At 62.7% G+C, this 24,230-nt stretch carries 21 protein-coding genes; 11 read left to right on the forward strand and 10 right to left on the reverse strand.

Annotated features, from left to right (window positions below; genetic code table 11):
• Nucleotides 1–263: 263 nt before the first annotated feature.
• The 8 genes from ACQRAQ_RS04585 to trxA all read right to left on the reverse strand — a co-directional run bounded on the left by ACQRAQ_RS04585 (nt 264) and on the right by trxA (nt 7,718).
• Nucleotides 264–932 carry an HAD family hydrolase gene (locus tag ACQRAQ_RS04585; RefSeq protein WP_427794071.1) on the reverse strand — a complete coding sequence of 223 codons (669 nt, stop codon included), beginning with the start codon at nt 930–932 and terminating at the stop codon, nt 264–266.
• A 124-nt stretch (nt 933–1,056) separates the two neighbouring features.
• Nucleotides 1,057–2,091, reverse strand: coding sequence for a hydrogenase expression/formation protein HypE (gene hypE, locus ACQRAQ_RS04590; protein ID WP_427794072.1), 1,035 nt, complete (start codon nt 2,089–2,091; stop codon nt 1,057–1,059).
• Nucleotides 2,092–2,139: 48 nt separating this feature from the next.
• Nucleotides 2,140–3,252, reverse strand: a complete 1,113-nt coding sequence (gene hypD / locus ACQRAQ_RS04595) for a hydrogenase formation protein HypD (protein WP_427794073.1) — start codon at nt 3,250–3,252, stop codon at nt 2,140–2,142.
• On the reverse strand, nt 3,252–3,512 hold the full coding sequence (locus ACQRAQ_RS04600; RefSeq protein ID WP_427727316.1) for a HypC/HybG/HupF family hydrogenase formation chaperone: 261 nt from the start codon (nt 3,510–3,512) through the stop codon (nt 3,252–3,254). The genes hypD and ACQRAQ_RS04600 overlap by 1 nt, the downstream gene beginning before the upstream one ends.
• 134 nt (nt 3,513–3,646) lie before the next feature.
• Nucleotides 3,647–6,304, reverse strand: coding sequence for a carbamoyltransferase HypF (gene hypF, locus ACQRAQ_RS04605; RefSeq protein WP_427794074.1), 2,658 nt, complete (start codon nt 6,302–6,304; stop codon nt 3,647–3,649).
• Between the two features lie 117 nt (nt 6,305–6,421).
• A complete protein-coding gene (gene nikR / locus ACQRAQ_RS04610; protein ID WP_427794075.1) occupies nt 6,422–6,928 on the reverse strand; it encodes a nickel-responsive transcriptional regulator NikR in 507 nt (168 codons plus the stop codon).
• 1 nt (nt 6,929) lies between these two features.
• Nucleotides 6,930–7,178, reverse strand: coding sequence for a hypothetical protein (locus tag ACQRAQ_RS04615; protein ID WP_006235225.1), 249 nt, complete (start codon nt 7,176–7,178; stop codon nt 6,930–6,932).
• Between the two features lie 219 nt (nt 7,179–7,397).
• Nucleotides 7,398–7,718: a thioredoxin gene (gene trxA, locus ACQRAQ_RS04620; RefSeq protein ID WP_154518161.1), complete on the reverse strand. Its 321-nt coding sequence runs from the start codon at nt 7,716–7,718 to the stop codon at nt 7,398–7,400.
• A gap of 136 nt (nt 7,719–7,854) precedes the next feature.
• Here trxA and ACQRAQ_RS04625 point away from each other — a divergent pair, with 136 nt between their 5' ends.
• Nucleotides 7,855–8,430, forward strand: coding sequence for a hypothetical protein (locus tag ACQRAQ_RS04625; protein ID WP_427794076.1), 576 nt, complete (start codon nt 7,855–7,857; stop codon nt 8,428–8,430).
• A gap of 60 nt (nt 8,431–8,490) precedes the next feature.
• Here the strand turns inward: ACQRAQ_RS04625 and ACQRAQ_RS04630 are convergent, their stop codons facing one another.
• Nucleotides 8,491–8,631, reverse strand: coding sequence for a hypothetical protein (locus ACQRAQ_RS04630; RefSeq protein WP_427794077.1), 141 nt, complete (start codon nt 8,629–8,631; stop codon nt 8,491–8,493).
• A 194-nt stretch (nt 8,632–8,825) separates the two neighbouring features.
• Between ACQRAQ_RS04630 and nadA the strand changes: the two genes are divergently transcribed.
• From nadA to ACQRAQ_RS04650, 4 genes are read left to right on the forward strand one after another with little or no spacing between them, the layout of a single operon-like run.
• Nucleotides 8,826–9,851 carry a quinolinate synthase NadA gene (gene nadA / locus ACQRAQ_RS04635; RefSeq protein ID WP_427794078.1) on the forward strand — a complete coding sequence of 342 codons (1,026 nt, stop codon included), beginning with the start codon at nt 8,826–8,828 and terminating at the stop codon, nt 9,849–9,851.
• A 56-nt stretch (nt 9,852–9,907) separates the two neighbouring features.
• The gene (locus ACQRAQ_RS04640; protein WP_427794079.1) at nt 9,908–11,284 is read left to right on the forward strand and encodes an L-aspartate oxidase; all 1,377 of its coding nucleotides are present in this window, start codon (nt 9,908–9,910) and stop codon (nt 11,282–11,284) included.
• 3 nt (nt 11,285–11,287) lie between these two features.
• On the forward strand, nt 11,288–12,148 hold the full coding sequence (gene nadC / locus ACQRAQ_RS04645; protein ID WP_427794080.1) for a carboxylating nicotinate-nucleotide diphosphorylase: 861 nt from the start codon (nt 11,288–11,290) through the stop codon (nt 12,146–12,148).
• A complete protein-coding gene (locus tag ACQRAQ_RS04650) occupies nt 12,148–12,693 on the forward strand; it encodes a transcription repressor NadR (RefSeq protein WP_427719302.1) in 546 nt (181 codons plus the stop codon). The genes nadC and ACQRAQ_RS04650 overlap by 1 nt, the downstream gene beginning before the upstream one ends.
• A gap of 237 nt (nt 12,694–12,930) precedes the next feature.
• On the opposite strand, the gene ACQRAQ_RS04655 is transcribed toward ACQRAQ_RS04650, so the two are convergent.
• Entirely contained in the window at nt 12,931–13,182 is a 252-nt protein-coding gene (locus tag ACQRAQ_RS04655) for an indolepyruvate ferredoxin oxidoreductase subunit alpha (RefSeq protein ID WP_158564522.1), read from the reverse strand.
• Nucleotides 13,183–13,772: 590 nt separating this feature from the next.
• Here ACQRAQ_RS04655 and dnaK point away from each other — a divergent pair.
• The 6 genes from dnaK to clpB all read left to right on the forward strand — a co-directional run bounded on the left by dnaK (nt 13,773) and on the right by clpB (nt 24,155).
• The gene (gene dnaK, locus ACQRAQ_RS04660) at nt 13,773–15,665 is read left to right on the forward strand and encodes a molecular chaperone DnaK (RefSeq protein WP_154518137.1); all 1,893 of its coding nucleotides are present in this window, start codon (nt 13,773–13,775) and stop codon (nt 15,663–15,665) included.
• A gap of 2 nt (nt 15,666–15,667) precedes the next feature.
• Nucleotides 15,668–16,510 carry a nucleotide exchange factor GrpE gene (locus ACQRAQ_RS04665; RefSeq protein WP_427794081.1) on the forward strand — a complete coding sequence of 281 codons (843 nt, stop codon included), beginning with the start codon at nt 15,668–15,670 and terminating at the stop codon, nt 16,508–16,510.
• Nucleotides 16,511–16,617: 107 nt separating this feature from the next.
• Nucleotides 16,618–17,583, forward strand: a complete 966-nt coding sequence (locus ACQRAQ_RS04670; RefSeq protein ID WP_154518131.1) for a DnaJ C-terminal domain-containing protein — start codon at nt 16,618–16,620, stop codon at nt 17,581–17,583.
• A gap of 72 nt (nt 17,584–17,655) precedes the next feature.
• Nucleotides 17,656–18,072 carry a heat shock protein transcriptional repressor HspR gene (locus ACQRAQ_RS04675; RefSeq protein ID WP_427719306.1) on the forward strand — a complete coding sequence of 139 codons (417 nt, stop codon included), beginning with the start codon at nt 17,656–17,658 and terminating at the stop codon, nt 18,070–18,072.
• 533 nt (nt 18,073–18,605) lie between these two features.
• Entirely contained in the window at nt 18,606–20,906 is a 2,301-nt protein-coding gene (locus tag ACQRAQ_RS04680) for a hydratase (RefSeq protein WP_427794082.1), read from the forward strand.
• Between the two features lie 621 nt (nt 20,907–21,527).
• Complete coding sequence (gene clpB / locus ACQRAQ_RS04685) at nt 21,528–24,155, forward strand: ATP-dependent chaperone ClpB (protein ID WP_427727353.1); 2,628 nt, start codon at nt 21,528–21,530, stop codon at nt 24,153–24,155.
• Nucleotides 24,156–24,230: the final 75 nt, after the last annotated feature.

Below are 24,230 nucleotides of genomic sequence, written 5' to 3' on the forward strand. Positions count from 1 at the left end.
TTCTGCCGGCAGCTGGGGACACTCCTTGCACCGGCGTTACATCGAATGCTTGGGAAAATGCGACCCGGTTTTTGGCCGAATAGTGGGTTGCGGTTTCCGGATGGGGTGGGTTGCGGAAAGTGCGACCCGGAATATTGCTCCAAAACGGGATGTCGTTTCCCCGACGCGCCTCAAACGGAAAGTGCATCCCATTCCGGAGCCCCAAAACGGGATGCCGTTTCCGCGTGGAAGAATTGTCGCAGCTACGTTAAGCGGCGGCTCCGCTACTCGCCCAGCACCAGCGCCGCGAGCTCTGCCTGGCTGTCCACCACGTAGTCGGCGCCGGCGGCTTCCAGCTCTGCGCGGCCGCGGAAGCCCCAGCTGACGCCCGCGCTCTTAATACCGGCGTTGTGGCCGGTCAGGATATCGACATTGGAATCGCCCACATAGAGCGTGGTCGCCGGGTCGGCGCCCAGCTCTTCCATCACATGCAGCGTGACGGGTGCCTCGGGCTTGGGCGGAAACGCATCGACACGGCCCTGTACCAGCGCAAAGCGCTCGGAACCAAAATACTTCTCGATAAGCGGGGCCGCCGAGACGTGGTCCTTGTTAGTGAGCACGGCAAGCTGCACACCCGCGGCACGCAAGCGGTCGAGCATCTCGATCGTGCCGGCATAGGGGGCGGTGTGGTCCTCCTTGTGCTCGCCGTAATAAGCCCTAAACTCGGCAAGCGTCTGCTCAAACATACGGCCGTCGCCCGCGTACTCGGCGGGCATAAAGCGCTCAACCAGCTTGAGCATGCCGTTTCCCACCTTGTAGCGGTACTCGTCAACGGCAAACGTGGGCCAGCCGTGCGCCTCGCAGGTATGGTTGCCGGCGGCTGCCAGGTCCTCGAGCGTGTTGAGGATGGTGCCGTCCAGATCGAAGATCACATGGGAAAAAGCTGCTGCCATGAAAGCTCCCGTCGTTGGGTTTCAAAACGCACCCCATAATACTGGGCTTACGCGTTGGGTGTGCTTGGAATCTGAACATCTCCAGGGATATCAGGTGACATCGCGCCACTCATGAGATTCCGCCCTAGCAAATTCTCGGCAGCTGCTCTCCCACGAGCATGTCGAGGATGCGGGTAGAGCCCCAGCCGGTGCGCACGCGCACGGCGGGACGGGCGTCCGATCCAAGCGGCAGCACGCGGCCGATGATGGCGGCATTCTCGCCGTAGCGGGCGGCGCGCATGGCGGCTAGAGCCGCATCGGCTTGCTCGGCCGGCACCACGGCGACCATCTTGCCCTCGTTTGCCACCTGCAGCACATCGTAGCCGAGCATCTCACATGCCGCCTGCACGTCGGGGCGCACGGGCACGGCATCCTCGTCGATCTCCATGGCAACACCGCTGGCCTGGGCAAACTCGTTGAGTGTGGATGCCAGGCCGCCGCGCGTGGGGTCGCGGAAGCAGCGCGTGCCGGGCGCTGCGGCCAAAACGTCGGCAATCAGGTGGTTGAGCGGCGCGGCATCGCTTTCGATCGTGCTCGAAAATGCCAGGCCCTCGCGCTGGCTCATGATGGCGATGCCGTGGTCGCCGAGTGTGCCCGACACCAGGATGACATCGCCAGGCTGGCAGTTTGCACCGCTGAGCGCCACACCCGCAGGCACTTCGCCCACGCCGGCGGTATTGATGTAGACGCCGTCGGCCCCGCCGCGCTCGACCACCTTGGTGTCGCCCGTGATTATGGACACGCCCGCCTCGCGCGCCGTCTCGGCCATCGTCTGCACAATCTGGCGGAGCTTATCCATGGGATAGCCCTCTTCGAGGATAAAACCGCACGATAGGTAGCGCACGTTGGCGCCCGAGGTCGCGACATCGTTGACGGTTCCGCACACGGCGAGACGGCCGATGTTGCCACCGGGGAAGAACTGCGGCGAGACTACAAAGCTGTCGGTCGACATGGCGATGCGCCCGCTCGCGGGCAGCGCGGCGACGCCGGCGTCGTTGCCTTCGAGCAACTCGGGCGCCCCAAAGGCATCCAAAAAGACCTCATCGATGATGCGTTTCATCATCTGACCGCCGGAGCCATGGCCCAAAAGGACGGTGCTATCGGTGGCAGTACGGGACATATCGAAAACTCCAATCGTGGGTGGTGCCAGTGTGCGGGTGCGTCCGGACTAGTTGCGGTAGCGGTAGTACGCCGCGCAGCTGCCTTCGGAGCTCACCATGCACGGGCCGACGGGGTGCTCGGGCGTGCAGGTGCGGCCAAAGAGCGGGCAGCCGCTCGGCGTAATGGCCCCGCGCAGCACGTCGCCGCAGCGGCACCCACGCGGCTCGACCGTCGCCTCAACGGGCACGTCAAAGCGGGTACGGGCATCAAAGCGCGAGAACTCAGGGCGGATGGAAAGGCCCGAGTTGGCAATTGGCCCCAGCCCGCGCCATGTGGTGTCGCATGGCTCAAACACCTGCTCGACCAGCTGTCGCGCCACGGGGTTGCCGCCTGCGTTGACGCCACGGCGGTAGGCGTTGTCGATCGCGGGCCTGCCCTCGACAACCATCTGGACCAGCATGCAGATGCCCTGCAGGATGTCGACCGGTTCAAATCCCGTGACCACGCCCGGGGTATCGAACTCGTCGACCAAAAAGCTAAAGGGCGCCAAGCCCGTGATGGTGGCGACGTGGCCCGGCAGGATAAAGCCGTCGATGGCGGTCTCGGGATCGTTGGCGATGGCGCGCAACGCCGGCGGCGTGGTCTTGTGGGCGCAATAGACCGAAAAGTTCAAAAGCCCGCGCGCCTCGGCCTCCAAGATGGCAGCGGCGATGGTGGGCGTCGTAGTCTCAAAGCCCACGCCCATAAAAATGACCGGACGATCGGGGTTTTGCTCGGCAATGTCGAGCGCATCGAGCGGGGAGTAGACGATGCGGATATCGCGCCCTGCCGCCTTTTGCGCTGCGAGCGAGGTGGACGATCCGGGCACGCGCATCATGTCGCCAAAGGTGGTGATGATGGCGCCGTCTATGTTGGCGAGCGCGATCGCGTGGTCGATGTCACGGTTGGCAGTAACGCAGACGGGGCAGCCCGGGCCGCTCAGCAGCTTGAGCCCGGCCGGCATAATGGAGCGAAAGCCATAGCGGCCGATGCTCACGGTGTGCGTGCCGCAGACTTCCATAAGGTTGATGGTACGGTCGCCGACAAGACCGCGAATGCGTTCGATGAGCTCGCGGGCCAGCTTGGAATTGCGAAATGCCGAAAAGTCGATACCGGAGCGAGCCGGCTGTCCGGCCGCCACTAGTATGCCTCGGCCGGGTTGCTGGCCAGTTGGTCTTCTTCGGCCAGTTCGGTCATGGCATTAACGAGCTCGAGTGTTTCTTGCGCTTCCTGCTCGTCGACGATCTGGATGCCAAAGCCGGCGTGTACGAGAATATAGTCGCCAACCTGCGCCGTCGGCACGAGTCGCAGCGACACCGGACGCTCGACGCCCATCATATCGACGGTGGCCTTGAGGCCGTCGTCGCGTTTGACTACTTTACCGGGGACGGCAAGGCACATATTGTTCCCCTTTTAGACGTTTTGCGCTGGATAGGCGCTCAATAATCCATCAGTTGATGGTAGCGCTCGCGGGGTTCGCGGGCAAACGCGTTACGCCTGTGAGACGGCTGGGCACAGCGGTGTGCGAGAGCGAGCTACTGCGATGCGATCTGCGCAAGACGAGCGCTTGCGACCGCCGCCTGACCGTAGGCGATGCAGCCGTCATTGACGGGCACGGTATGGGGGATAAGGACAGTAAGACCTGCGCTTTTGAGCTCGCGGGTGAGGAGCTGGAGCAGAAGTCGGTTCATGAACACGCCGCCCGAGAGCGCAACGGTATCGAGGCCTTCACGGGTGCAGATCTCGCTGGCGATGCGTGCCGAGGAGCGCGCGACGGCGACATGGAAGTCGAGTGCGAGCCTGTCGGCGGGCACACTGGCTCTGGTTCCCTCCAAAAGTGCCGCAAAAAGTGAGCTGGGGCTCAGGACGAGAGACCTGCTCGAGGTTGCTTGGACAGTTAGTTCAGATTTGTACTTTTTAGAGTGGTAATGGGTGGTATAAATCGTCTGCGAGGGCCCCGAATGGGTTGATTTGGGGTATCCGGCGGGCGAATTAACCGCAAATGAGGTGCCTGGAGAGCCCTCTTCGGGGTAATCTGAGTCAAAACCGTTGGTTAGAGGGTCTGTTTTTAATACAAATCTGAACAAACTGTCCAGTCGCAATGGGTCAGATGCGGAACAGCCGTCTTTATCGCCGGGAACATGGGTAATTTTGCTGCCGAGCGCGCGCCAGGCGGCGGCTTCGAGTTCGATGGCGGGCTCGCCTTCGTAGGTTGCCTGCCCGCAAATGCCCAAAACTGCAGCGGCGGCGTCAAAGAGACGCCCCATACTGCTCGTGCGTGGGCTGTTGATGTTCCGCTCGATCATCGTTGCCGTCACGCTGCGTGTTTGCTCGTCTAGGCCGTCCAAGAGCCGCTCGGCCCCCGGATGTTCAAGCAGGCCGAGCTCACTGAGCAGGGCAAAGGCGTTGCGGCGGGCGTCGCGCACGGAGGCCGCCCCGCCGGGGAGCGTCCAGGTGCGCAAATGCGCGGCGCGCTCAAAGCCGCCAAGGCTGGCAACAAGAAACTCGCCGCCCCAAATGGTCCCATCGGTGCCGGCGCCGGTGCCGTCAAAGGCGATGCCAAGGACGCGCGCGTCGGTTGTAAGCTGGCCCGCGGCAATCGCCTCTGCCATTACGCTCGCGATGTGCGCATGATGGTGCTGCACCTCGACGAGCGGCAGATTGCATTTTCGCGCCTGCTCGCGCGCCCATTGGCTCGACAGATAGCTGGGGTGTAGATCGCAGGCCAAGGCGGCGGGCGCCAAGTCAAAGAGATCTTCCAAGCGCGTGCGCGCGGCGTTCCAGGCATCGAAGGTCCTGCCGTTTTCAACATCGCCGATATACTGCGATACAAAACAGGTTGCCTCGCCGTTCGTCCCTTCACGCGTGAGCGCAATCGTGGCCTTTTGTTGTGGCCCGCAGGCGAGCACGCAGGACGGAGCGCCGTCGAGCGCCGGCAACGGCAGCGGCTGGGGTGCATATCCGCGAGCGCGGCGAACGGGCATGGCGACCCCACCGACCACGCGCACCACGGAATCATCGTAGCGCGAGAGAATCGCACGGTCGTTGCCAAGTAGCGCGTCAGCGATGCCGGCGGCAACAAGGTGCTCCCATGCAAGGGTATCATCGGTCTCGATGGGTTCTTCGCTCAGGTTTCCGCTGGTCATGACGAGCGCGTGCATACCGCGGGCTTCTGCCGCGGCAAGCAACAGATGCTGAAGCGGGGTGTAGGGGAGCATAACGCCAAGCTCAGGAAGGTTGTGCGCGACGGACGGCGCGAGCGCGTTGGGGGAGCCGCCGCTCTCGCAAACGGCACGTCGGTGCAGCAGCACGATGGGGCGAATGCTGCCGGTCAGCAAGCCGCGTTCAACGTCGTTGACATGGCACAGGCGTTCAGTATCGGCAAGGCCGCGTACCATGACGGCAAGCGGTTTGTTGCTGCGGCGTTTGCGGCGGCGAAGCTCGGCTACCGTCTTCTCGTTGGAGGCGTCGCATGCCAAGTGAAATCCGCCCAGACCCTTGATGGCGATGATACCGCCGTTGGCCAGCAGCTCAACACAGCGGTCGATAATGGCGTCGCTGGTCTTGCGCGTGGTGCCGACGGTCAGCGACACGGCGGCTTCGCCGGCCTCGCGCCACGTAATGTGCGGCCCGCAATCAAAGCAGGCATCGGGCTGCGCGTGAAACCGCCGGTCAAGCGGGTCGCCATACTCTGCGGCACAGGTGGGGCACATGGGAAAGCAATCCATCGAGGTGGCCGCTCGGTCATAGGGCAGCGACCGGATGATGGTAAAGCGCGGTCCGCAGTTGGTGCAGTTGATAAAGGGATAGTGAAAGCGTCGGTCGGCGGGGTCGAACAGCTCGTGCAGGCAGTCGTCGCACGTGGCGATGTCGGGCGAGACGAGCGTCGTGTGGGCGGTTTGATCCTGCGATGCCACAATGCGAAAGCCCCGCTCGTTGGCGGCGTCCCAGTCGCCGGGCGCTAGGTCCATAACCTCGACATGCTCCACACGAGCCGCCGCAGGCGTATGCTCGGAAAGCGCGGCGACAAATTCGTCGAGCGCCTCGCTTAGAGCGTGCGCCTCGATATGCACGCCATCGCCCGCGTTAAGCACCCAGCCGCAAATGCCGTGCGCCATGGCCTCGCGATACACAAACGGTCGCATGCCGACGCCCTGCACAATGCCCGTTACATGGATATGCGCATGTCGCATGCGACCCTCCTTCATCGAGACCTGCCAAAAAGGGACAGGTTTATTTTGGTAGGTAAAACGTTAAACCTGCCAAAACAAACCTGTCCCTTCTTGGCAGGTGCGCCGCGCAAAGACCCGCTACAGCCCCAGGCTCTGCTCGGTGGCGGCGCAGGTGAGCTCGCCGTGCTTAACGCCGCGCAGGCCCAGCAGACGGTCGGCCAGCTCGTAGACACGTTCGCCGCGACCCTTAAGCGCCAGAATCTCCAAGCAGTTGTGGTGGTCCAGATGCACGTGCATGGTCGAGACAATCTCGTCGGTGTAGTCGTGCTGCACCTCGTCCAGGCGGCGCGTCAGGTCGCCGGTGTGATGGTCGTAAATCATGGTGAGCGACCCGATGACCTGCTCGTCGGGCGTTCGCATCTGCTCCTTGGCAATGGAGGCGCGAATCAGGTCGCGCACGGCCTCGGAGCGGTTGGCAACGTCGCCGCGGCGCGCGATTTGCTCGTCAAAGAGGCGCAACAGGTCGTCGGGCGCGGTGACCGAAAAACGGACCAGCTCGGAGGCGGAGCTGCTGCAACGGCAGCCCACGTCGCCGGTCGGCCCGTGCGGATGCTCGTGCTCGCAGGCGTGCTCGTGCTCGGCCACGCTACACCAGCTTTACGGAGCCAACGGAGTTATGGTCGGCCTCGATGGCCTCCTCGTAGCCCTCGAGTGCGTCGTGCGCCTCGTGGAGCGCCGCCATGGCGGCCTCGAGCTTGGCGCCAATGCGCTCCATGTCAAAGTTCTCGGTCGCATGCAGCAGCTGATGGCTCCACTCGTGGGCGAGCTCGATCGTGTCGTCGACCTGCTTGACGCTCATGGCAAGCTGGCTCATGTTCATTCCGACGTCATGCATGGGAATCTCCTTTTGTACGGGTCTAATCAGTGGTTCAGATTCTACTACGCCCGCTTTACGCATCGCCGCATAAGAAAACGGGTGCGAGTCCGTCTGACCCGCACCCGTTCACTGGGGGCTGTTTGTGATTACCATACTATCCGTGGTCGCGGGCGCAACACCCGGCTCTCCGGCGAGCGGCACAAAACCACTCATGGACGGCAACAAATGACCGGCGTATTACAGGTGCTTCTCAAGCAGCGCCTGCAGCCTGGCCTTGGGCAGCGCACCGACGGAGCGGTCGATTTCCTCGCCGTTCTTAAAGACAACCAGCGTGGGGATGCTCATAACGCCAAACTTCATGGCCAGGTCCTGATTGTCGTCGACGTTGCATTTGGCGACGGTAATCTTGCCGGCCAGCTCGTCGGCCACTTCGTCAACAATGGGCGAGAGCGAACGGCAGGGACCGCACCACGGTGCCCAAAAATCAACCAGCACGGGAAGGCTGCCGTTAACGACGGAATCGAAATTCTCGGGGGTAATCTGCTTAATGTCAGCCATGGTGACCTCCATAGTGCGACGCGGCTCGGCCGCGTAAAACTCAGTACGACCGTGCTTATACCCAACGGCCCGCAATGCAACCACTCGCGGGCGGCTCTTTTATATAATGGTGGGCATTCAAACGATTGGAGAGCGCATGCCCACGTCACAAAGCCAGAAAAAAGAAGCCATCGCCCAGGCGGCCGAGCAGGAGCTCGCATCGCTCGCGGGTCGCGGCGTGCGTATCGCGGGTAACGCGTGCTCGCCGATTGTGCTGGTAAAAGGTGATTTGGACGATGCCGAGCGTGCGGGTGGCGAGCTGGCTGCCGGTCCAGACGGCGCCGCGTTGCGTAAGGCGCTCGGCGCCATCGGTTACGCGCCCGAGGATTTCTGCGTGCTGGCAAGTGTTGCCGGCGCGGGCGACGGGGCGGTTGCGGCGGGCGAGGACCTGCCGTGCGAGCTGTTCCGCGAGGCGCTCGAGGCCTTGGACCCCGAGGCGGTCCTGCTGTTGGACGATCGCGCGGCCGATACCATGCGCGAGACCTACGCAGACATGCTCGTGGCAATCGACGACTTTGATACCGCCATGCTCAAGCCCGGCTTGGTCGCCCACGTGCAGGGTCGTCGCGTACTCGCGCTCGACGGCTTTGAGGCCGCGCTCACTGACAGAGCCGCCAAGCAGCGCATGTGGGCCTACATCAAGCAGCTGACCCCGGCCGCCGCGCCGCTGTAGCGGACTGGCGCCGGCAAGGCGGTCCTGATGGGTCGAGCGCGGCGCCGACTTGTCGCGCCCTTACATCACTGCACGAAGCTCAAACCGATTGCCGTGAATGCGAAACTGGCAGTTGCCGTTCATGCGCTCGACGGCAAGCTTAATGCTCCTGGTGCCAAAGCCGTGTCCGGTGTGCCCGGCTACGGGCATGCCGTCGACCATGCGCGGCGGCCGTCCAAAGATGCCTCCTGCGTTATCGAGAGCTCGACTGTCCTCAGCTTGCCAGTTCGAAAATGGACCCGCCCCAAGATTGAATCCTTATTCCAACTTTACACCTGGCTTTACAGCTGTCTTGTCAGCTGTAAAGCCAGGTGGCATACTAAAGCCCCAAGATTCGCCAAAAGAGAGGGGCCTTGATGGCACAGAGCGCGAACATGGATGCATCGGAGCTTGCACGCGATATCGCGGCCGGCCTGGCATCGGCAACGACGGCAACGGAGCGCGCGGCACTGGTGCCCGCAGAGCTCGTCGAGGCCATTCATCGGCTAAAAACCCAACGTGACGCAGTGATTCTGGCGCACTATTATGTGGCGCCCGAGGTTCAAGCTGTGGCCGATTACGTCGGCGACAGCTTCTACCTGGCAAAGCTCGCCAAGAGCCTGCCGCAGCAGACTATCGTGCTGTGCGGCGTGGAGTTTATGGGCGAGAGCGCCAAGCTGCTCAACCCCACCAAGACCGTGCTGCTGCCCGAGCCGGGCGCGGACTGTCCCATGGCGCACATGGTCAAGCACGAGACGGTCGACGCGGCGCGCGCCGAATATGGCGACGACCTGGCCGTGGTGTGTTACGTCAACTCGACGGTCGAGATCAAGAGCTGGAGTGACGTGTGCGTTACCAGCTCTAACGCCGTCAAGATCGTCTCCGAGCTGCCGCAGCAGCACATCTTGTTCATTCCCGACCAGAACCTGGGTCGCTTTGTGGCCGAGCAGGTGCCCCAAAAGCACGTCATCCTCAACAACGGCTACTGCCCGCGCCATCACATCATCACCGTCGAGCAGATCGTCGACGCACAGGAGGCGCACCCCGACGCGCTCGTGCTGGCGCACCCCGAGTGCAAGGCCGACGTCCTGGCCGAGGCCGACTACATCGGCTCCACTGCCGGCATCATCAAGTATGCCGAGGAGTCGGACGCGAGCGAGTTTATCATCGTGACGGTCCGCGGCGTGCTCTACGAGCTCGAGCGGCGCTGCCAGGGCACCGGCAAGAAGTTCTACTTCCCCGCGGTGCAGCCCACCTGCGTCAACATGGATCTCATCACGCTCGAAAAGCTCGTGCGCTGCCTGGAGACGGGCGAGGGCGAGGTGCAGATCGGCGTGTCGGATGAAGCCGCCGACCAGGCCAAGCTCACGCTCGACCGCATGCTCGAATACGCGGCGCGCTAGAACGATGTGACATGAGGGACCATCCCTTATGTCACATTGCAAGGGAGAGGATTCCTGTGGAAACCAAACAATGCCCCGACATGGAGTGCGATGTCGTCATTGCCGGTTGCGGCGTGGCGGGCCTATACGCGGCCCTCAATCTGCCGACGAGCACGCGCGTGATCATGCTCTCCAAGGGTGCTGTCGACGAGTGCGATTCGATGCTCGCGCAGGGCGGTATCTGCGTGCTTCCCGAAGGCTCTGACTACGACGCCTTCTTTGAGGACACCATGCACGCCGGCCACTACGATAACCGCCGCGAGAGCGTCGACATCATGATCCGCTCGAGCCGCTCGGTCATCAACGACCTGCTGGCCATGGGCGTGGACTTTGAGCGCAAGGCCGACGGCAGCCTCGACTTTACCCGCGAGGGTGCGCACAGTCGCCCGCGCATCGCCTTCCATGCCGACATTACGGGCAAGGAAATCACGACCAAGCTCCTCCAGGCCGTTCGCAAGCTGGATAACGTGCAGATTTTGGAGCACGTGGCCATGACCGACATTCTGACGGGCGAGCGTGATGGCGCCACGGCGTGCCTCGGCGTCGTCGCCGTTCCCGTGGACGAGGACAACTCGGTTCGCCCCGCCGACGAGCTGGCAAATGCCGCCGAGGGCGTGCATGCCGGCGAGCCGTTTAAGATCCATGCCCGCCACACGCTGTGGGCGACAGGCGGCATCGGCGGCGTGTACGACCACTCGACCAACTATCCGCAGCTCACGGGCGATGCCTGCTACATCGCCCAGGAGCATGGCATTAAGATGGAGCACCTGGACTACGTGCAGATTCACCCCACGGGACTGTTCTCGCCGCAGCCGGGCCGCACCTTCCTGATCAGCGAGAGCTGCCGCGGCGAGGGCGCGATTTTGCTTAACGCCGCCGGCGAGCGTTTTACCGACGAGTTGCAGCCGCGCGACGTTGTCACCGCCGCTATTCGCGAGCAGATGAAGCAGGATGGTACCGAGCACGAGTGGCTGAGCTTTGCCCCCGTTGAGCGCGACGTGGTAACCGGACACTTTGCCAACATTCGCGCACGCTGCCTGGAGGACGGCCGCGACATCTTGGACGAGCCCATTCCCGTCACACCCACGCAGCACTACTTTATGGGCGGCGTGTGGATCGACAAGGACGGCCGCACCTCGATGCCCGAGCTCTACGCCGCCGGCGAGACGGCCTGCAACGGCGTTCACGGCAAGAACCGCCTTGCATCAAACAGCCTGCTCGAGGCGCTGGTCTGGGGTCGTCGCGCCGCGTGGCACATGCGTACCGGCCAGTCGCTCGCCGTGGAGCAGGCGGGCGAGCCCGCGCTCGATGGCCGTCATCGCGCCCTGAGCGCCGACACCCTGGCAATCGATGATTTGGCCCGTGCCGCCGGCACGCAGGCCGTGGAGGAGTAGACCATGAACCCCATTACCATGAAGCTCGTCGTCGATGATCTGATTTTGCAGGCTCTGCGCGAGGACATTACGTTTGAGGATGTGAGCACGGCGAGCGTGTGCCCCACGGCGCGTCCCGCCACGGTGGAGCTCATCGCCAAGGCCGATGGCATCATCGCGGGCCTGGATGTGTTCGCTCGTACCTTTGAGCTGCTGGATTCGCAGAGCTCGGTGCTGTTTGACGTTGCCGATGGCGACGAGGTGCACGCCGGCGACCATGTGGGCCAGGTACGCGGCGATGCACGCGTGCTGCTTTCGGGCGAGCGCGTGGCGCTCAACTACCTGCAGCGCATGAGCGGTATCGCTACCTATACGCACCAGATGGCTGCGGCGCTCGAGGGCACCAAGACCGTGCTCGTCGACACGCGCAAGACCACGCCGGGTATGCGCGTCTTCGAGAAGGCCGCGGTCGAGATCGGCGGCGGCAGCAACCACCGCTACAACCTGTCGACGGCCGTCATGCTCAAGGACAACCACATCGACGCCGCCGGCGGCGTGACGCGTGCGATCGAGATGGCGCGCGCCCATGCATCGTTTACCGCGACGGTCGAGATCGAGTGCGAGAACCTGGACATGGTGCGCGAGGCCGTGGAGGCCGGCGCCGACATCATCATGCTCGACAACATGACCCACGATGACATGGCTGCCGCGATTGAGCTTATTGCCGGTCGCGCCAAGACCGAGTGTTCGGGCAACGTGGATGCCGGCAATATCCGTGCGCTTGCCGACCTGGGCGTTGACTTTATTAGCTCGGGGGCGTTGACGCACTCTGCGCCGATTCTCGACCTCTCGCTTAAGCACCTGCGTCTGCTGGACGGTAAATAATGGACGCCCGCGAGCGTCGCCGTGCCATCATGGGCGTGCTCGAGCGAGCCAAAGACCCCGTCTCCGGCAGTACGCTTGCTCGCGAGGTGGGTGTGAGCCGCCAGGTTGTCGTGCAAGACATCGCCCTGCTGCGCGCCGATGGGCACGATATCGTGGCGACCAATCGCGGCTACGTGCTGCAGGAGGCCCCCAGCAGCCCCGCCGTGCCCACGCGCCTGGTCAAGGTTCGCCATAGCGTGGAGCAGACAGGCGATGAGCTCACGAGTATCGTCGACGCCGGAGGCGCCGTGCTCAACGTAATCGTCAACCACCGCGTGTACGGTAAGATCACGGCCGACCTGGACATCCGCAATCGTCGCGATGTTGAGCGCTACCTGCACGATATCGAGAGCGGCAAGAGCTTTCCACTACTAACGGTGACGAGCGGCTATCACTTCCATCGCATCGCGGCAGAGGATGAGCAAGCCCTCGACGAGATCGAGGCTATGCTCAAGGAGAAGGGCTATCTGGCAGACCTGATGCCCTACGAAGACGATCTGTCGTAGCCGACGCTGCAAACGCCCCTAAGCGGCAATCTGACGTTCAATCGTCGGTCGCGTACAAAAGTACGCTTCTCTTCTCTTTCGCGTCACCTTGCTCGCTTAGGGGCGTTTTCGCTGACTTATGCTCAACCTGCGACGGTGCCAAATTAGCTATCCGCACAAAAAAGAGGCCTCTGCGGCGATGCGGAGGCCTCCTTTTTTGTGCACGGTGTACTTGTGAGTGTGCAAGTGGGGGAGTTGTTACTCCTCGACGATCTCGGTGATCGCGCCGGCGGGGCAAGCGTCCTGGCAAGCGCCACAGGCGACGCAGGAGTCCTCGTCAGCAACGGTAGCGACGTCCTGGAGCTCCAGAACGCCAGCGGGGCAGGAGTCGACGCAAACGCCACAAGCGATGCACTCGTCGGCATCAATTACGGGATGAGCCATGGTAGTTTCCTCTCTGTTGACCGACGCTACAGGCGATGCGCGCCGGTTTGATTCGGGCAAAAACATACCACGTGAGCGACCGTTTGCAATACCCTCTGGCCGGCATCTTCATACCATTCGCCGAGTATGCCACGGCTTACTAAGAAACGCACAGGTGAGGCTGGTGAGCTGTGCAAATGTTAGCTAAAGGTGACTCGAATTATTGAGCAATTGAGTGGGCTTTCGGAAAGCGCATCCCGTTATCTGGTCGAAAAACGGGTCGCAGTTTCCGGTTGGGCCCGCTAGCGGAAACTGCGACCCGGTATTAGCTCTCAAAACGGGATACAGTTTCCGGTTGAGCCTTCAGACGGAAACTACGACCCGGAATCCACGCTCAAACCGGGACGAGCTTTCCGTAAAGCAGCCCCAAGCACCCCCGGCCCAAACCTCAGCCATCTCTACATAGATCTCGATAGATTTGCCGAGAACTCAATCAGCGCATCTACCTGCGTATTCGAGAACCTAAACTCTAAGTGATAAGAAATCTTATATGAATTGACTTAGATTTTGTATATTCCGGTCCATAAGGGGATACACTACATCCTGAAAGACAAACCGAAAGACCGCTTGGCAGACCGCCGAGTCGGTGCAAACGCACAAGAGAGAGGGAATTTCTAATGGGCAAGATTCTTGGTATCGACCTTGGTACTACTAACTCCGCAATGGCCGTTCTCGAGGGCGGTTCTCCGACCATCATCGTGAACGCCGAGGGCGACCGCACCACCCCGTCTGTCGTGGGCTTCCGTGCCGACGGCGACCGCGTCGTGGGCAAGGCCGCTAAGAACCAGGCGGTCACCAACCCCAAGAACACCGTGTTCTCCATCAAGCGCTTCATGGGCCGCAAGTACTCCGAGTGCACCTCCGAGCTCAAGACCGTGCCGTATGAGGTCAAGGAGGGCCAGGGTGGCCGTGCCGTCGTCGACATCGAGGGCAAGGAATACACCGCCGAGCAGGTGAGCGCCATGACGCTCGCAAAGATGAAGGCCGACGCCGAGAAGTATCTGGGCGAGACCGTCACCGACGCCGTCATCACCGTCCCGGCCTACTTCAACGACGCCCAGCGCCAGGCCACCAAGGACGCCGGTAAGATCGCCGGCCTCAACGTTAAGCGTATCGTCAACGAGCCGACCGCTGCCGCTTTGGCCTATGGCCTGGACAAGCAGGGCTCCGATCAGCGCATCCTGGTCTTCGACCTGGGCGGCGGTACCTTCGACGTCTCCATCCTCGACCTCGCCGACGGCGTGTTTGAGGTTCTGTCCACCTCGGGCGACAACCACCTGGGCGGCGACGACTGGGATCAGCGCGTCATCGACTGGATGGCCGATAAGTTCCAGCAGGAGAACGGTGTCGACTTGCGTCAGGACCCCATGGCCCTGCAGCGTCTGAAGGAGGCCGCCGAGAACGCCAAGAAGGAGCTCTCCGCCGCCCAGCAGTCCACTATCAACCTGCCGTTCATCACCATGAACCAGTCCGGCCCGCTGCACCTCAACTACACGCTGACCCGCGCCGAGTTCGAGAAGATCACCCGCGACCTGCTCGAGCGCTGCAAGCAGCCTGTCACCAACGCCCTGCGCGACGCTAACCTTAAGCTCTCCGATCTGACCGAGGTCATCCTCGTCGGCGGCTCCACCCGTATGCCCGCCGTCCAGGAGCTCGTCAAGACCATGACCGGCAAGCAGCCCAACATGTCCGTGAACCCCGACGAGGTCGTTGCCGACGGCGCTGCCGTCCAGGGCGGCGTGCTCACCGGCGACGTCGAGGGCATCCTGCTGCTCGACGTTACCCCGCTGTCGCTGGGCGTCGAGACCATGGGCGGCATCATGACCAAGATGATCGACCGCAACACCACGATTCCGACCTCCAAGACCGAGGTCTACTCCACCGCTGCCGACAATCAGACCAGCGTCGAGATCAACGTGCTCCAGGGCGAGCGCGAACTTGCCCGCGACAACAAGTCGCTCGGTAAGTTCCAGCTGACCGGTATCCCGGCTGCCCGCCGCGGCGTGCCGCAGATCGAGGTCACCTTCGACATCGACGCCAACGGCATCGTCAAGGTCTCCGCTAAGGACAAGGGCACCGGCAAGGAGCAGCAGATCACCATCTCCGGCTCCACCGCTCTGTCCGACGAAGAAGTCGATCGTATGGTCAAGGACGCCGAGGCTCATGCCGAGGAGGACAAGAAGCAGAAGGAAGAGGTCGAGGTCCGCAACCAGACCGACAGCCTGTGCTACTCCACCGAGCAGACCCTCAACGAGCTGGGCGACAAGGTTTCCGCCGACGTGAAGTCCAAGGCCGAGGCCGCTATCGCCGATGCCAAGAAGGCGCTCGAGGGCTCTGACGTCGAGGCCATCAAGGCCGCTGGCGAGTCCCTGCAGTCCGTGGCTTACGAGCTGGCTCAGGTTGTCTACGCCGACGCTCAGCAGCAGACCGACGGTGCCGCCGGCGCCCAGCCTGCCGACGATGACGTCGTCGACGCCGACTACGAGGTTGTGGACGACGAGGACAAGTAATCATGTCCGCCCGTAAAGCTCGCACGGAGGCGGCTGCCGTTGGAGCCGCCCCCGTTGACTCTGAGGAGAAGGACGTGAAGATTCCCGTAGAGGCCGTCGACGATACCGAGGCCAACGAGGCCGAGGCCGCCGAGGCTGTCGAGAACCAGGTAGAGGATTCCAACAAGGAGGCGACGATGACCGAGGACGAGATGGTGGAAGCCGCTATCCGCGCCGGTGAGGAAGCCGCCGACAACGACTTTAAGCTCAAGTTCGAGCAGGCCCAGAAGGAGCTTGCCGACGTGCGCAATGAGCTCGATGCCGCGGCAGAGGCTCAGAAGGCTGCCGAGGACAAGGCGAAGGACGCCACCGAGCGCACCGCCCGTCTGCAGGCCGACTGGGAGAACTTCCGTCGCCGCACCGCCAGCGAGCGTATCGCCGAGCGTGAGCGCGCGACCGAGAAGCTCGTCACTGCGCTGCTGCCGGTGGTCGACGATATCGAGCGCGCGATCGACCATGCTCGCAGCCAAGAGCTTTCCGACGACTTTAAGCAGTTCGTCGACGGCGTCGACGCGGTGCATGCCAAGCTACTCGATGTGTTTGCGCACGAGGGCGTTGAGCCCATCGACCCCAAGGGCGAGGCGTTCGATCCGCTCGAGCACCAGGCTGTGGGTCGCGTCGAGGACTCGTCGCAGTACGACGAGACCGTCAACGACGTGTACCAGAAGGGCTACCGCATGGCGGACCGCATCCTGCGTTCCGCGATGGTGACGGTGACCTACGGTGGCGAAAAGCGCCCCGCACCGGAGCCCGAAGCGGCGCCCGAGGATGCTGCGGCCGATACGGCCGAGAGCACCGAGGAGTAATTGAGAAGGGCCCCGGGGCAACACCCGGGGCCCTTTCTGGCCTAGTGCCATATGAAAGCATGAACCGCCGCCCGCTGGGCGACGGATAAAACAGGAGAGGAGCTACGATGGCTGCAGGCAAAACCTTCTATGACATCCTGGGCGTATCCAAGAGCGCCTCCGACAAAGAGATCAAGAGCGCGTTTCGCAAGCTCGCGCAAAAATATCACCCCGACGCCGGCGGCGACGAGGCCAAGTTCAAGGAGATCAGCGAGGCCTACGAGACGCTTTCGGACGAGAAGAAGCGCAAAGAGTACGACCAGATGCTCATGTTTGGCGGCATGCCGGGCGCAGGCGGCGCGTATGGCGGCGGCTACGGTGCCGGCGCGGGTGCCAGCGGCTGGGGCGACATCTTCGACAGCATCTTTAGCGGCAACGGCGCCTGGGGCAGCGATTGGGGCTCGGGCTTTGCCGGGGCTGCGGGCGCTGCCGGTGCCGGCGCGGGTCGCAGCCGCGCTCGCAAGGGCGGCGACCTGTCGCTGACCGTCGATGTGACGGCCGAGGACGCGTTTCGCGGCGTGACGCACAAGGTCACCTATCGCATTCCCTCGACAGGCGAGCAGCAGACCATTACGGTCTCGGTGCCCGCGGGCGCGGTCGACGGCGGCAAGCTACGCTACAAGCGTCGCGGCGAGTATGGCGTCGCCGGCGGCGAGCGCGGCGACCTGGTCGTGACCACGCATGTGGAGGAGCACCCGCTGTTTAAGCGCAAAGGCGCCGACGTGACCATGGAGGTACCGGTCTCGGTCTACGAGGCGGCGCTCGGCTGCACGGTGGACGTGCCCACGCCCGGCGGTGCGACGGTCCGTTTGAAAGTGCCTGCGGGTACCCAGACGGGCAAGAAGTTCCGCTTTAAGGAGATGGGGGCGCCCGACGTTAAGCACCGTGGCCGTACGGGCGCGCTGCTCGTCGAGATCAAGGTACAGGTTCCCACGAACCTATCCGATGACGAGCGCGATGCCATGACCAAGCTGCGCGAGGCCGACACGCGCGACTACCGCGAGAAAGTTAACCGTTACAAGGCGACGTTCTAGGGCGGTCGCGGTGCACGCCCACGCCCGCGGGCTTATGATGGACGATAACGAGACGGAAAGGGGTCAGGTAGCATGGCCGAGGACAATAGGAACAAACCGCTGTACATGATCAGCGTGGCGGCCGAGCTGACCGGCATGCATCCGCAGACTCTGCGCGTCTACGAGTCCAAGGGTCTGGTGAACCCCCAGCGCTCGGGCGGCAACACGCGCCTGTATTCGCGTGCCGATATCGAGCGCCTGGAGCTCATCAACCAGCTGACCGACGAGGGCATCAACCTTGCCGGCGTGGTGCGCATCCTCGATATGAAGGAGCGTGCCGAGGAGCGCGAGCGCGAGAACGAAAAGCTCCGCGCCCGCATGCGCCAGCTCGAGGACGAGCTGCACGAGTACAAGATGCAGAAGAAGATCACCTCCCTGGCCCCGCGCGATGGCTCGGTTAATCCCGAACAGGTCATGCGCAAGCTACTGGGAGCCGGCGGGGATCTCTAGGTTCCGCCGTTCTAACGAACGGCGGACCGGTCGACGCTGCGCGCCGCCCAGAGCGACAATTTGTCATTCAAAAGGCAAGGCATGACCAGAAGGTCTATGCCTTGCCTTTTTCATGCCAACTTGTTCGCTCTGGACGTCGCTCGCTGTCCGTCCTCTACCTGCGGCGTTGCCATGGTCCGGATGCGGCACTTGGGGACGTTCCTCACTTTGGAAATGCGGCCCGCTCGCTGTCCGTCCTCTACCTGCGGCGTTGCCTTGCTTCGAATGCGGTAGTCGTTGGTAGTCATTGGGGCCCGCTCGCTGTCGTTGCCAAAACATCGGTGTTGCCGGAGTAGTCATTGGGACGTTCTTAAATGACTAGTCGAAAGGGACGCTCTTGCACCAAATCTGCTGATCCACATCGGGCTCGTCCTGTACTTTACCAAGATAAAGTGAACATGCAGATTCGTAACCCATTCGCAACCGTTCTATGGCACGATATTGAACGAATGCATGCTATGCGCCCAAATTTTTTGGGCAGAGTGGGAGACAGTATGGTCAAGCTGTACGAGGACGGCATCTACCTGCGCGGCGGCAGCGAGGTTGTGCCTGCGGCCGAGGCTGCCGAGCGCGGTATTACGCAGACGCCCGAGGATGCCAAGCGCGGCACCATCGCGTATTCGATCCTCCAGGCACACAATACGTCCGGCGACCCCGAGGCGCTCAAGATTCGCTTCGATGCCATGGCGAGCCACGACATCACCTTCGTCGGCATCATCCAGACGGCGCGCGCCTCGGGCATGGAGCAGTTCCCGCTGCCCTACGTGCTCACCAACTGCCATAACTCGCTGTGCGCCGTGGGCGGCACCATCAACGAGGACGACCACGTCTTTGGCCTTTCCGCGGCCAAAAAGTACGGCGGCATCTTCGTTCCGCCGCACATCGCCGTCATCCACTCCTTTATGCGCGAGAACTTCGCCGGTTGCGGCAAGATGATCCTGGGCTCCGACTCGCACACCCGCTATGGCGCCCTGGGCACCATGGCCGTGGGCGAGGGCGGCGGCGAGCTGGCAAAGCAACTGCTGCGCGACACCTACGACGTTGCCTATCCCGGCGTCGTCGCTATCTACCTCACGGGCGTCCCGCGTCCCGGCGTCGGCCCGCACGACGTGGCGCTCGCCATCATCCGTGCCGTTTTTGCCAAGGGCTATGTCAAGAACAAGGTCATGGAGTTTGTGGGCCCCGGCATCGCGAGCATGACGACCGATTACCGCAACGGCGTCGACGTCATGACCACCGAGACCACCTGCCTGTCGAGCATCTGGGCCACCGATGAGGACACGCACGCGTTTTTGGCCATGCACGGTCGCGGCGACGACTACCGCGAGCTCAAGCCCGCCGATGTCGCCTACTACGACGGTTGCGTCGAGGTCGATCTGTCGGGCATCAAGCCCATGATCGCGCTGCCATTCCATCCTTCCAACGGCTTTGAGATCGAGGAGCTCAACGAGAACCTCGAGGACATTCTGCATGAGGTGGAGCTCGAGGCCGCCAAGATCGGCGAGGGCAAGACGCACTTTAGCCTGCTCGACAAGATCGTCGACGGCAAGCTTCACGTGCAACAGGGCGTTATCGCCGGCTGCTCGGGCGGCAACTACGACTCCGTGGTCCAGGCTGCCCGCGTGCTCAAGGGCGCCAACACCGGCTGCGGCGAGTTCTCGCTGTCGGTCTATCCCACGAGCCAGCCCGTGGCACTCGAACTTACGCGTCGTGGCTATATCTACGACCTTATGGAGGCTGGCGCGATCGTGCGCACGGCGTTCTGCGGTCCGTGCTTTGGCGCCGGCGACACGCCTGCCAACAACGGCCTGTCCATCCGCCACACCACGCGCAACTTCCCCAACCGCGAGGGTTCCAAGCCGGGCAATGGTCAGCTGAGCGCCGTGGCCCTGATGGACGCTCGCTCCATTGCGGCGACAGCTGCCAACGGCGGCGTCCTGACGCCGGCGACCGACCTGCCCGAGGAGACTTGGGACGAGGCCTGCGAGTACACCTTTGACGACGCGCCGTACAAAAAGCGCGTGTACTGGGGCTTTGGCAAGGCAGAGCCTGCCGACGAGCTGGTCGAAGGTCCCAACATCAAGCCGTGGCCCGCAATGGAGCCTCTCGGCGACGATATCCTGCTCAAGGTGTGCTCCAAGATCATGGACCCGGTCACCACGACCGACGAGCTCATTCCCTCGGGCGAGACGAGCTCCTTCCGCTCCAACCCGCTGGGCCTGGCAGAGTTTACGCTCAGCCGCCGCGATCCGGCCTACGTGGGTCGTTCCAAGGAGGTCGACGCCGTGGAGAAGCGCCGCGTTGCCGGCGAGGCGGCGGGCGATCTGGCGGCACTCGATGCCGAGCTTGCCGGCGTGTTTGAGGCGCTGGCCGGCGCCGGCGTCGTGGCCGATGCCAAGGCGACTGAGTACGGCTCCATGCTCTATGCCAAGAAGCCCGGTGACGGTTCTGCCCGCGAGCAGGCCGCGAGCTGCCAGCGCGTGATTGGCGGTCTGGCCAACATCGTCCACGAGTACGCCACCAAGCGCTATCGCTCCAATGTGATGAACTGGGGCATGGTGCCCTTCCAGATGGAGGCCGAGCCCAACTTTGAGGTGGGCGACTACGTCTTCGTGCCGGGTATCCGTGCCGCGCTCGACGGTGATCTGCAGAACATCGCCGCCTACGTGGTGCGCGCCGATGGTGCGGTCGAGCAGATTGAGCTCTACATTGCCGATATGACGGCAGAGGAGCGTGCCATCGTCAAGGCCGGCTGCCTGATCAACTACAACAAGTTCAAGGCCGCTGCCGAGTAACGCACTTAATTGTCCGCCCGGGGCTTGTCCTTTCCCGCCCGCTCACGCGCTTCGCGAGGGTCGCCCGAGGGAAAGGTGTGGCAGGGGCTACCGCGACGTTCTCGTTGGGTCTTGAGGGACGCTAATAAATAGACTTGCTTGATGCCGCCTCTGTTAATGGGGCGGCTTCTTTTTTGTCGAAAACCGCCACAAAGGGGACAGGCACCTTTGTGGCGGTTCTCGGTTTGTCTCGATCTGTAACATCTTGGCTGCTAAAAGTGGGCCTGGTGTTACAGATTTAGATTTTCGATTCGGGTGTCTTCTGTTCGTCTCGATTTGTAACAGATAGAGCTCTATTTGCCGAGTAGATGTTACAGATTGAGACAAACGGGTGCCGCTGGCCATTTCATCTTGATTTGTAACATCTGGAGCCATAAACAGTCGCTAGATGTTACAGATTGAGATAGTAAGGGGACAAGTCCGCAGCGGGTGAGCGTGCCTGCTCCCTATCGCTTAATCACTCAGAAAATCTTATATATAGAGACTTAGATTTGTGTATAAGATCGTACAAAGCTGGCAACAATACTTCTCGGACAACGTGAAGCCGCCCCGTAGGGCGGCCGCCCCAAGAGAGGTGATTCCATGAGAATCGATAAGCTAGCAATGACGTCGCGCGAGGCGTTGCAGACCGCCATGAGCACGGCTGCCGACGCGCAGGCCGGCGCGGTGGAGCCGATTCACCTGCTGTCCGCCCTGCTCGGTGCCGGCGAGCGCAATATCTCCGTGATTATCGAGCGCATCGGCGCCGACGCAGCCCAGCTTGCACACTCCACGCAAGATGCCATCGACCGCGCACCCAAGGTTTCGGGCGAGGGCCAGCAGATGGGCCTGTCCAACGAGCTCGTCCGTGTCATCGAGAAGGCCGAGAAAAAGGCCACCAAGATGGGCGACAGCTTTGTAGTGACCGAGCATCTGCTGATGGCGCTTGCCGAGGACAAAGGTGAGGCGGGCCGCGTGCTGCGCGATGCCGGCGTTACCAAGGAGCGTATCGAGCAGGTCTACGAGGAGCTGCGCGGCGATGACCGCGTGACGTCCGCCGAGGACAAGACCCAGTTTGAGGCACTGGAGCAGTACGGCCGCAACATCTGCGACCTGGCCCGTGCCGGCAAGCTCGATCCGGTTATCGGCCGTACCGACGAGATCCGTCGTACTATCCAGGTCCTGTCCCGTCGCACCAAGAACAACCCTGTGCTCATCGGCGAGCCGGGTGTCGGTAAAACGGCCATCGTCGAGGGCATCGCCCAGCGTATCGTGGCCGGCGACGTGCCGAGCACGCTGCGCGACCGCGACCTCATCGAGCTCGACATGAGCGCGCTGGTCGCCGGTGCCAAGTACCGCGGCGAGTTCGAGGACCGCTTGAAGGCCGTGCTCAAGGAAGTGCAGAAGTCCGAAGGCAAGGTCATCCTGTTCATCGATGAGCTCCACACCATTGTGGGCGCGGGCGCCACCGAGGGCTCCATGGACGCCGGCAACATCCTCAAGCCTGCGCTCGCCCGCGGCGACCTGCACGCGATCGGCGCGACCACGCTCGACGAATACCGCAAGTACATCGAGAAGGACGCGGCGCTCGCCCGTCGTTTCCAGACCGTTATGGTCTCCGAGCCTACCGTTGAGGACACCATTTCGATCCTGCGTGGCCTCAAGGAGAAGTACGAGATCTTCCACGGCGTGCACATTACCGATAGCGCGCTCGTGGCCGCCGCCGATCTTTCCGATCGTTACATCGCCGACCGCTTCCTGCCCGACAAGGCCATCGACCTGGTCGATGAGGCCGCAAGCCGCCTGCGCATGGAGCTCGACAGCATGCCGGTCGAGATCGACGCCACCACGCGTCAGCTCACCCAGCTGCAGATCGAGGAACAGGCGCTCATGAAGGAGACCGACGACGCCTCCAAGGAGCGTCTGGAGACCCTGCGCCAGGAGATTGCCGAGGTTCAAGAAAAGCTCAACGTGCAAAAGGCCGGTTGGCTCAACCAAAAGAACGCCATCGACCATGTGCAGGAGCTCAAGGGCCAGCTCGATGAGGCCAAGAGCGAAGAGGAACGTGCGACGCGCAACGGAGACTTGGGCCGTGCGTCCGAGCTGCGTTACTCCGTGATTCCGGGTCTGCAACAGCAGATTCAGGATTCCGAGGCCGCGCTCGAGGCACAAAAGCAGCAGGACGGTGAAGGCCTCAACGAGCAGGTGACCTCCGACGAGATCGCCGAGGTCGTGAGCGCCTGGACCGGTGTGCCCGTCTCCAAGATGATGCAGGGTGAGCTCGACAAGCTGAAGGGCTTGGAAGGCGAGCTGCATAAGCGCGTCATCGGCCAGGATGAGGCCGTCTCCGCCGTCGCCGCGGCCGTGCGCCGTAGCCGTGCGGGCCTCTCCGATCCGGACAAGCCCATCGGCAGCTTCTTCTTCCTGGGCCCCACCGGTGTGGGCAAGACCGAACTCGCCAAGGCGCTGGCCGAGTGCCTGTTCGATGACGAGCGCGCACTCGTGCGTATCGACATGTCCGAGTACATGGAGAAGTTCAGCGTTCAGCGTCTGATCGGTGCGCCCCCGGGATACGTGGGCTACGACGAGGGTGGACAGCTCACCGAGGCCGTGCGCCGTCGCCCGTACTCCGTGATCTTGCTCGACGAGATGGAGAAGGCTCACCCGGATGTCTTCAACGTGCTGCTGCAGGTGCTCGACGACGGTCGTCTGACCGATGGTCAGGGTCGTCAGGTGTCCTTCAAGAACACGATCATCATCATGACGTCCAACGTGGGCTCCAAGGCTATCGCCGATCTTTCGGGCAAGGACGAGGAGGAGATGCGCCATCAGGTTGACGCGGCCATGGCTCAGACTTTCCGTCCCGAGTTCCTCAACCGTATCGACGATATCGTGGTGTTCCATCCGCTCGGCATGGCGCAGATCGAAAAGATCGTCGATATTCAGCTCGCCGACGTCCGCGCACGTCTGGCCAAGGAGCGCATGACGCTTGCCATCACCCCGGCGGCCAAGCAGATGCTCGCCGTGGGCGGTCTGGACCCGGTCTTTGGCGCCCGTCCGCTCAAGCGTCTGGTGCAGCGCGAGGTCGTGGACGCTATCGCCGCCGCTATCATCGACGGTACGGTGCGCGAGGGTGATCAGGTGACGGTTGACGTCGACAAGGACGGTGCCTTTACCGTCGTGTGCGATAACACGCCGTCTGCCACCTACGAGGTGCCCGACGCCGAGTAGATTGTTGGGCCATGCCTTAAAATCTACCTTTTGAGCCAAACGCCAAGGGCGGCGGATCCAATTGGGTCCGCCGCC

This window comes from Collinsella sp. SGI.178 (genome assembly GCF_050313495.1).
In the GTDB taxonomy this organism is placed as follows: Bacteria; Actinomycetota; Coriobacteriia; order Coriobacteriales; family Coriobacteriaceae; genus Collinsella.

Excerpts from the sequence above, each read along its gene's own strand:
- ACQRAQ_RS04680 (WP_427794082.1), top strand. The coding sequence starts at position 18,606 with ATGGTCAAGCTGTACGAGGACGGCATCTACCTGCGCGGCGGCAGCGAG.
- nadC (WP_427794080.1), top strand. The coding sequence starts at position 11,288 with ATGAACCCCATTACCATGAAGCTCGTCGTCGATGATCTGATTTTGCAG.
- ACQRAQ_RS04630 (WP_427794077.1), bottom strand. The coding sequence starts at position 8,631 with ATGGTCGACGGCATGCCCGTAGCCGGGCACACCGGACACGGCTTTGGC.
- trxA (WP_154518161.1), bottom strand. The coding sequence starts at position 7,718 with ATGGCTGACATTAAGCAGATTACCCCCGAGAATTTCGATTCCGTCGTT.
- ACQRAQ_RS04665 (WP_427794081.1), top strand. The coding sequence starts at position 15,668 with ATGTCCGCCCGTAAAGCTCGCACGGAGGCGGCTGCCGTTGGAGCCGCC.
- clpB (WP_427727353.1), top strand. The coding sequence starts at position 21,528 with ATGAGAATCGATAAGCTAGCAATGACGTCGCGCGAGGCGTTGCAGACC.
- ACQRAQ_RS04585 (WP_427794071.1), bottom strand. The coding sequence starts at position 932 with ATGGCAGCAGCTTTTTCCCATGTGATCTTCGATCTGGACGGCACCATC.
- ACQRAQ_RS04600 (WP_427727316.1), bottom strand. The coding sequence starts at position 3,512 with ATGTGCCTTGCCGTCCCCGGTAAAGTAGTCAAACGCGACGACGGCCTC.
- hypE (WP_427794072.1), bottom strand. The coding sequence starts at position 2,091 with ATGTCCCGTACTGCCACCGATAGCACCGTCCTTTTGGGCCATGGCTCC.
- ACQRAQ_RS04650 (WP_427719302.1), top strand. The coding sequence starts at position 12,148 with ATGGACGCCCGCGAGCGTCGCCGTGCCATCATGGGCGTGCTCGAGCGA.
- ACQRAQ_RS04670 (WP_154518131.1), top strand. The coding sequence starts at position 16,618 with ATGGCTGCAGGCAAAACCTTCTATGACATCCTGGGCGTATCCAAGAGC.
- ACQRAQ_RS04615 (WP_006235225.1), bottom strand. The coding sequence starts at position 7,178 with ATGCATGACGTCGGAATGAACATGAGCCAGCTTGCCATGAGCGTCAAG.
- ACQRAQ_RS04675 (WP_427719306.1), top strand. The coding sequence starts at position 17,656 with ATGGCCGAGGACAATAGGAACAAACCGCTGTACATGATCAGCGTGGCG.
- nadA (WP_427794078.1), top strand. The coding sequence starts at position 8,826 with ATGGCACAGAGCGCGAACATGGATGCATCGGAGCTTGCACGCGATATC.
- hypF (WP_427794074.1), bottom strand. The coding sequence starts at position 6,304 with ATGCGACATGCGCATATCCATGTAACGGGCATTGTGCAGGGCGTCGGC.
- dnaK (WP_154518137.1), top strand. The coding sequence starts at position 13,773 with ATGGGCAAGATTCTTGGTATCGACCTTGGTACTACTAACTCCGCAATG.
- ACQRAQ_RS04655 (WP_158564522.1), bottom strand. The coding sequence starts at position 13,182 with ATGTTTTTGCCCGAATCAAACCGGCGCGCATCGCCTGTAGCGTCGGTC.
- ACQRAQ_RS04625 (WP_427794076.1), top strand. The coding sequence starts at position 7,855 with ATGCCCACGTCACAAAGCCAGAAAAAAGAAGCCATCGCCCAGGCGGCC.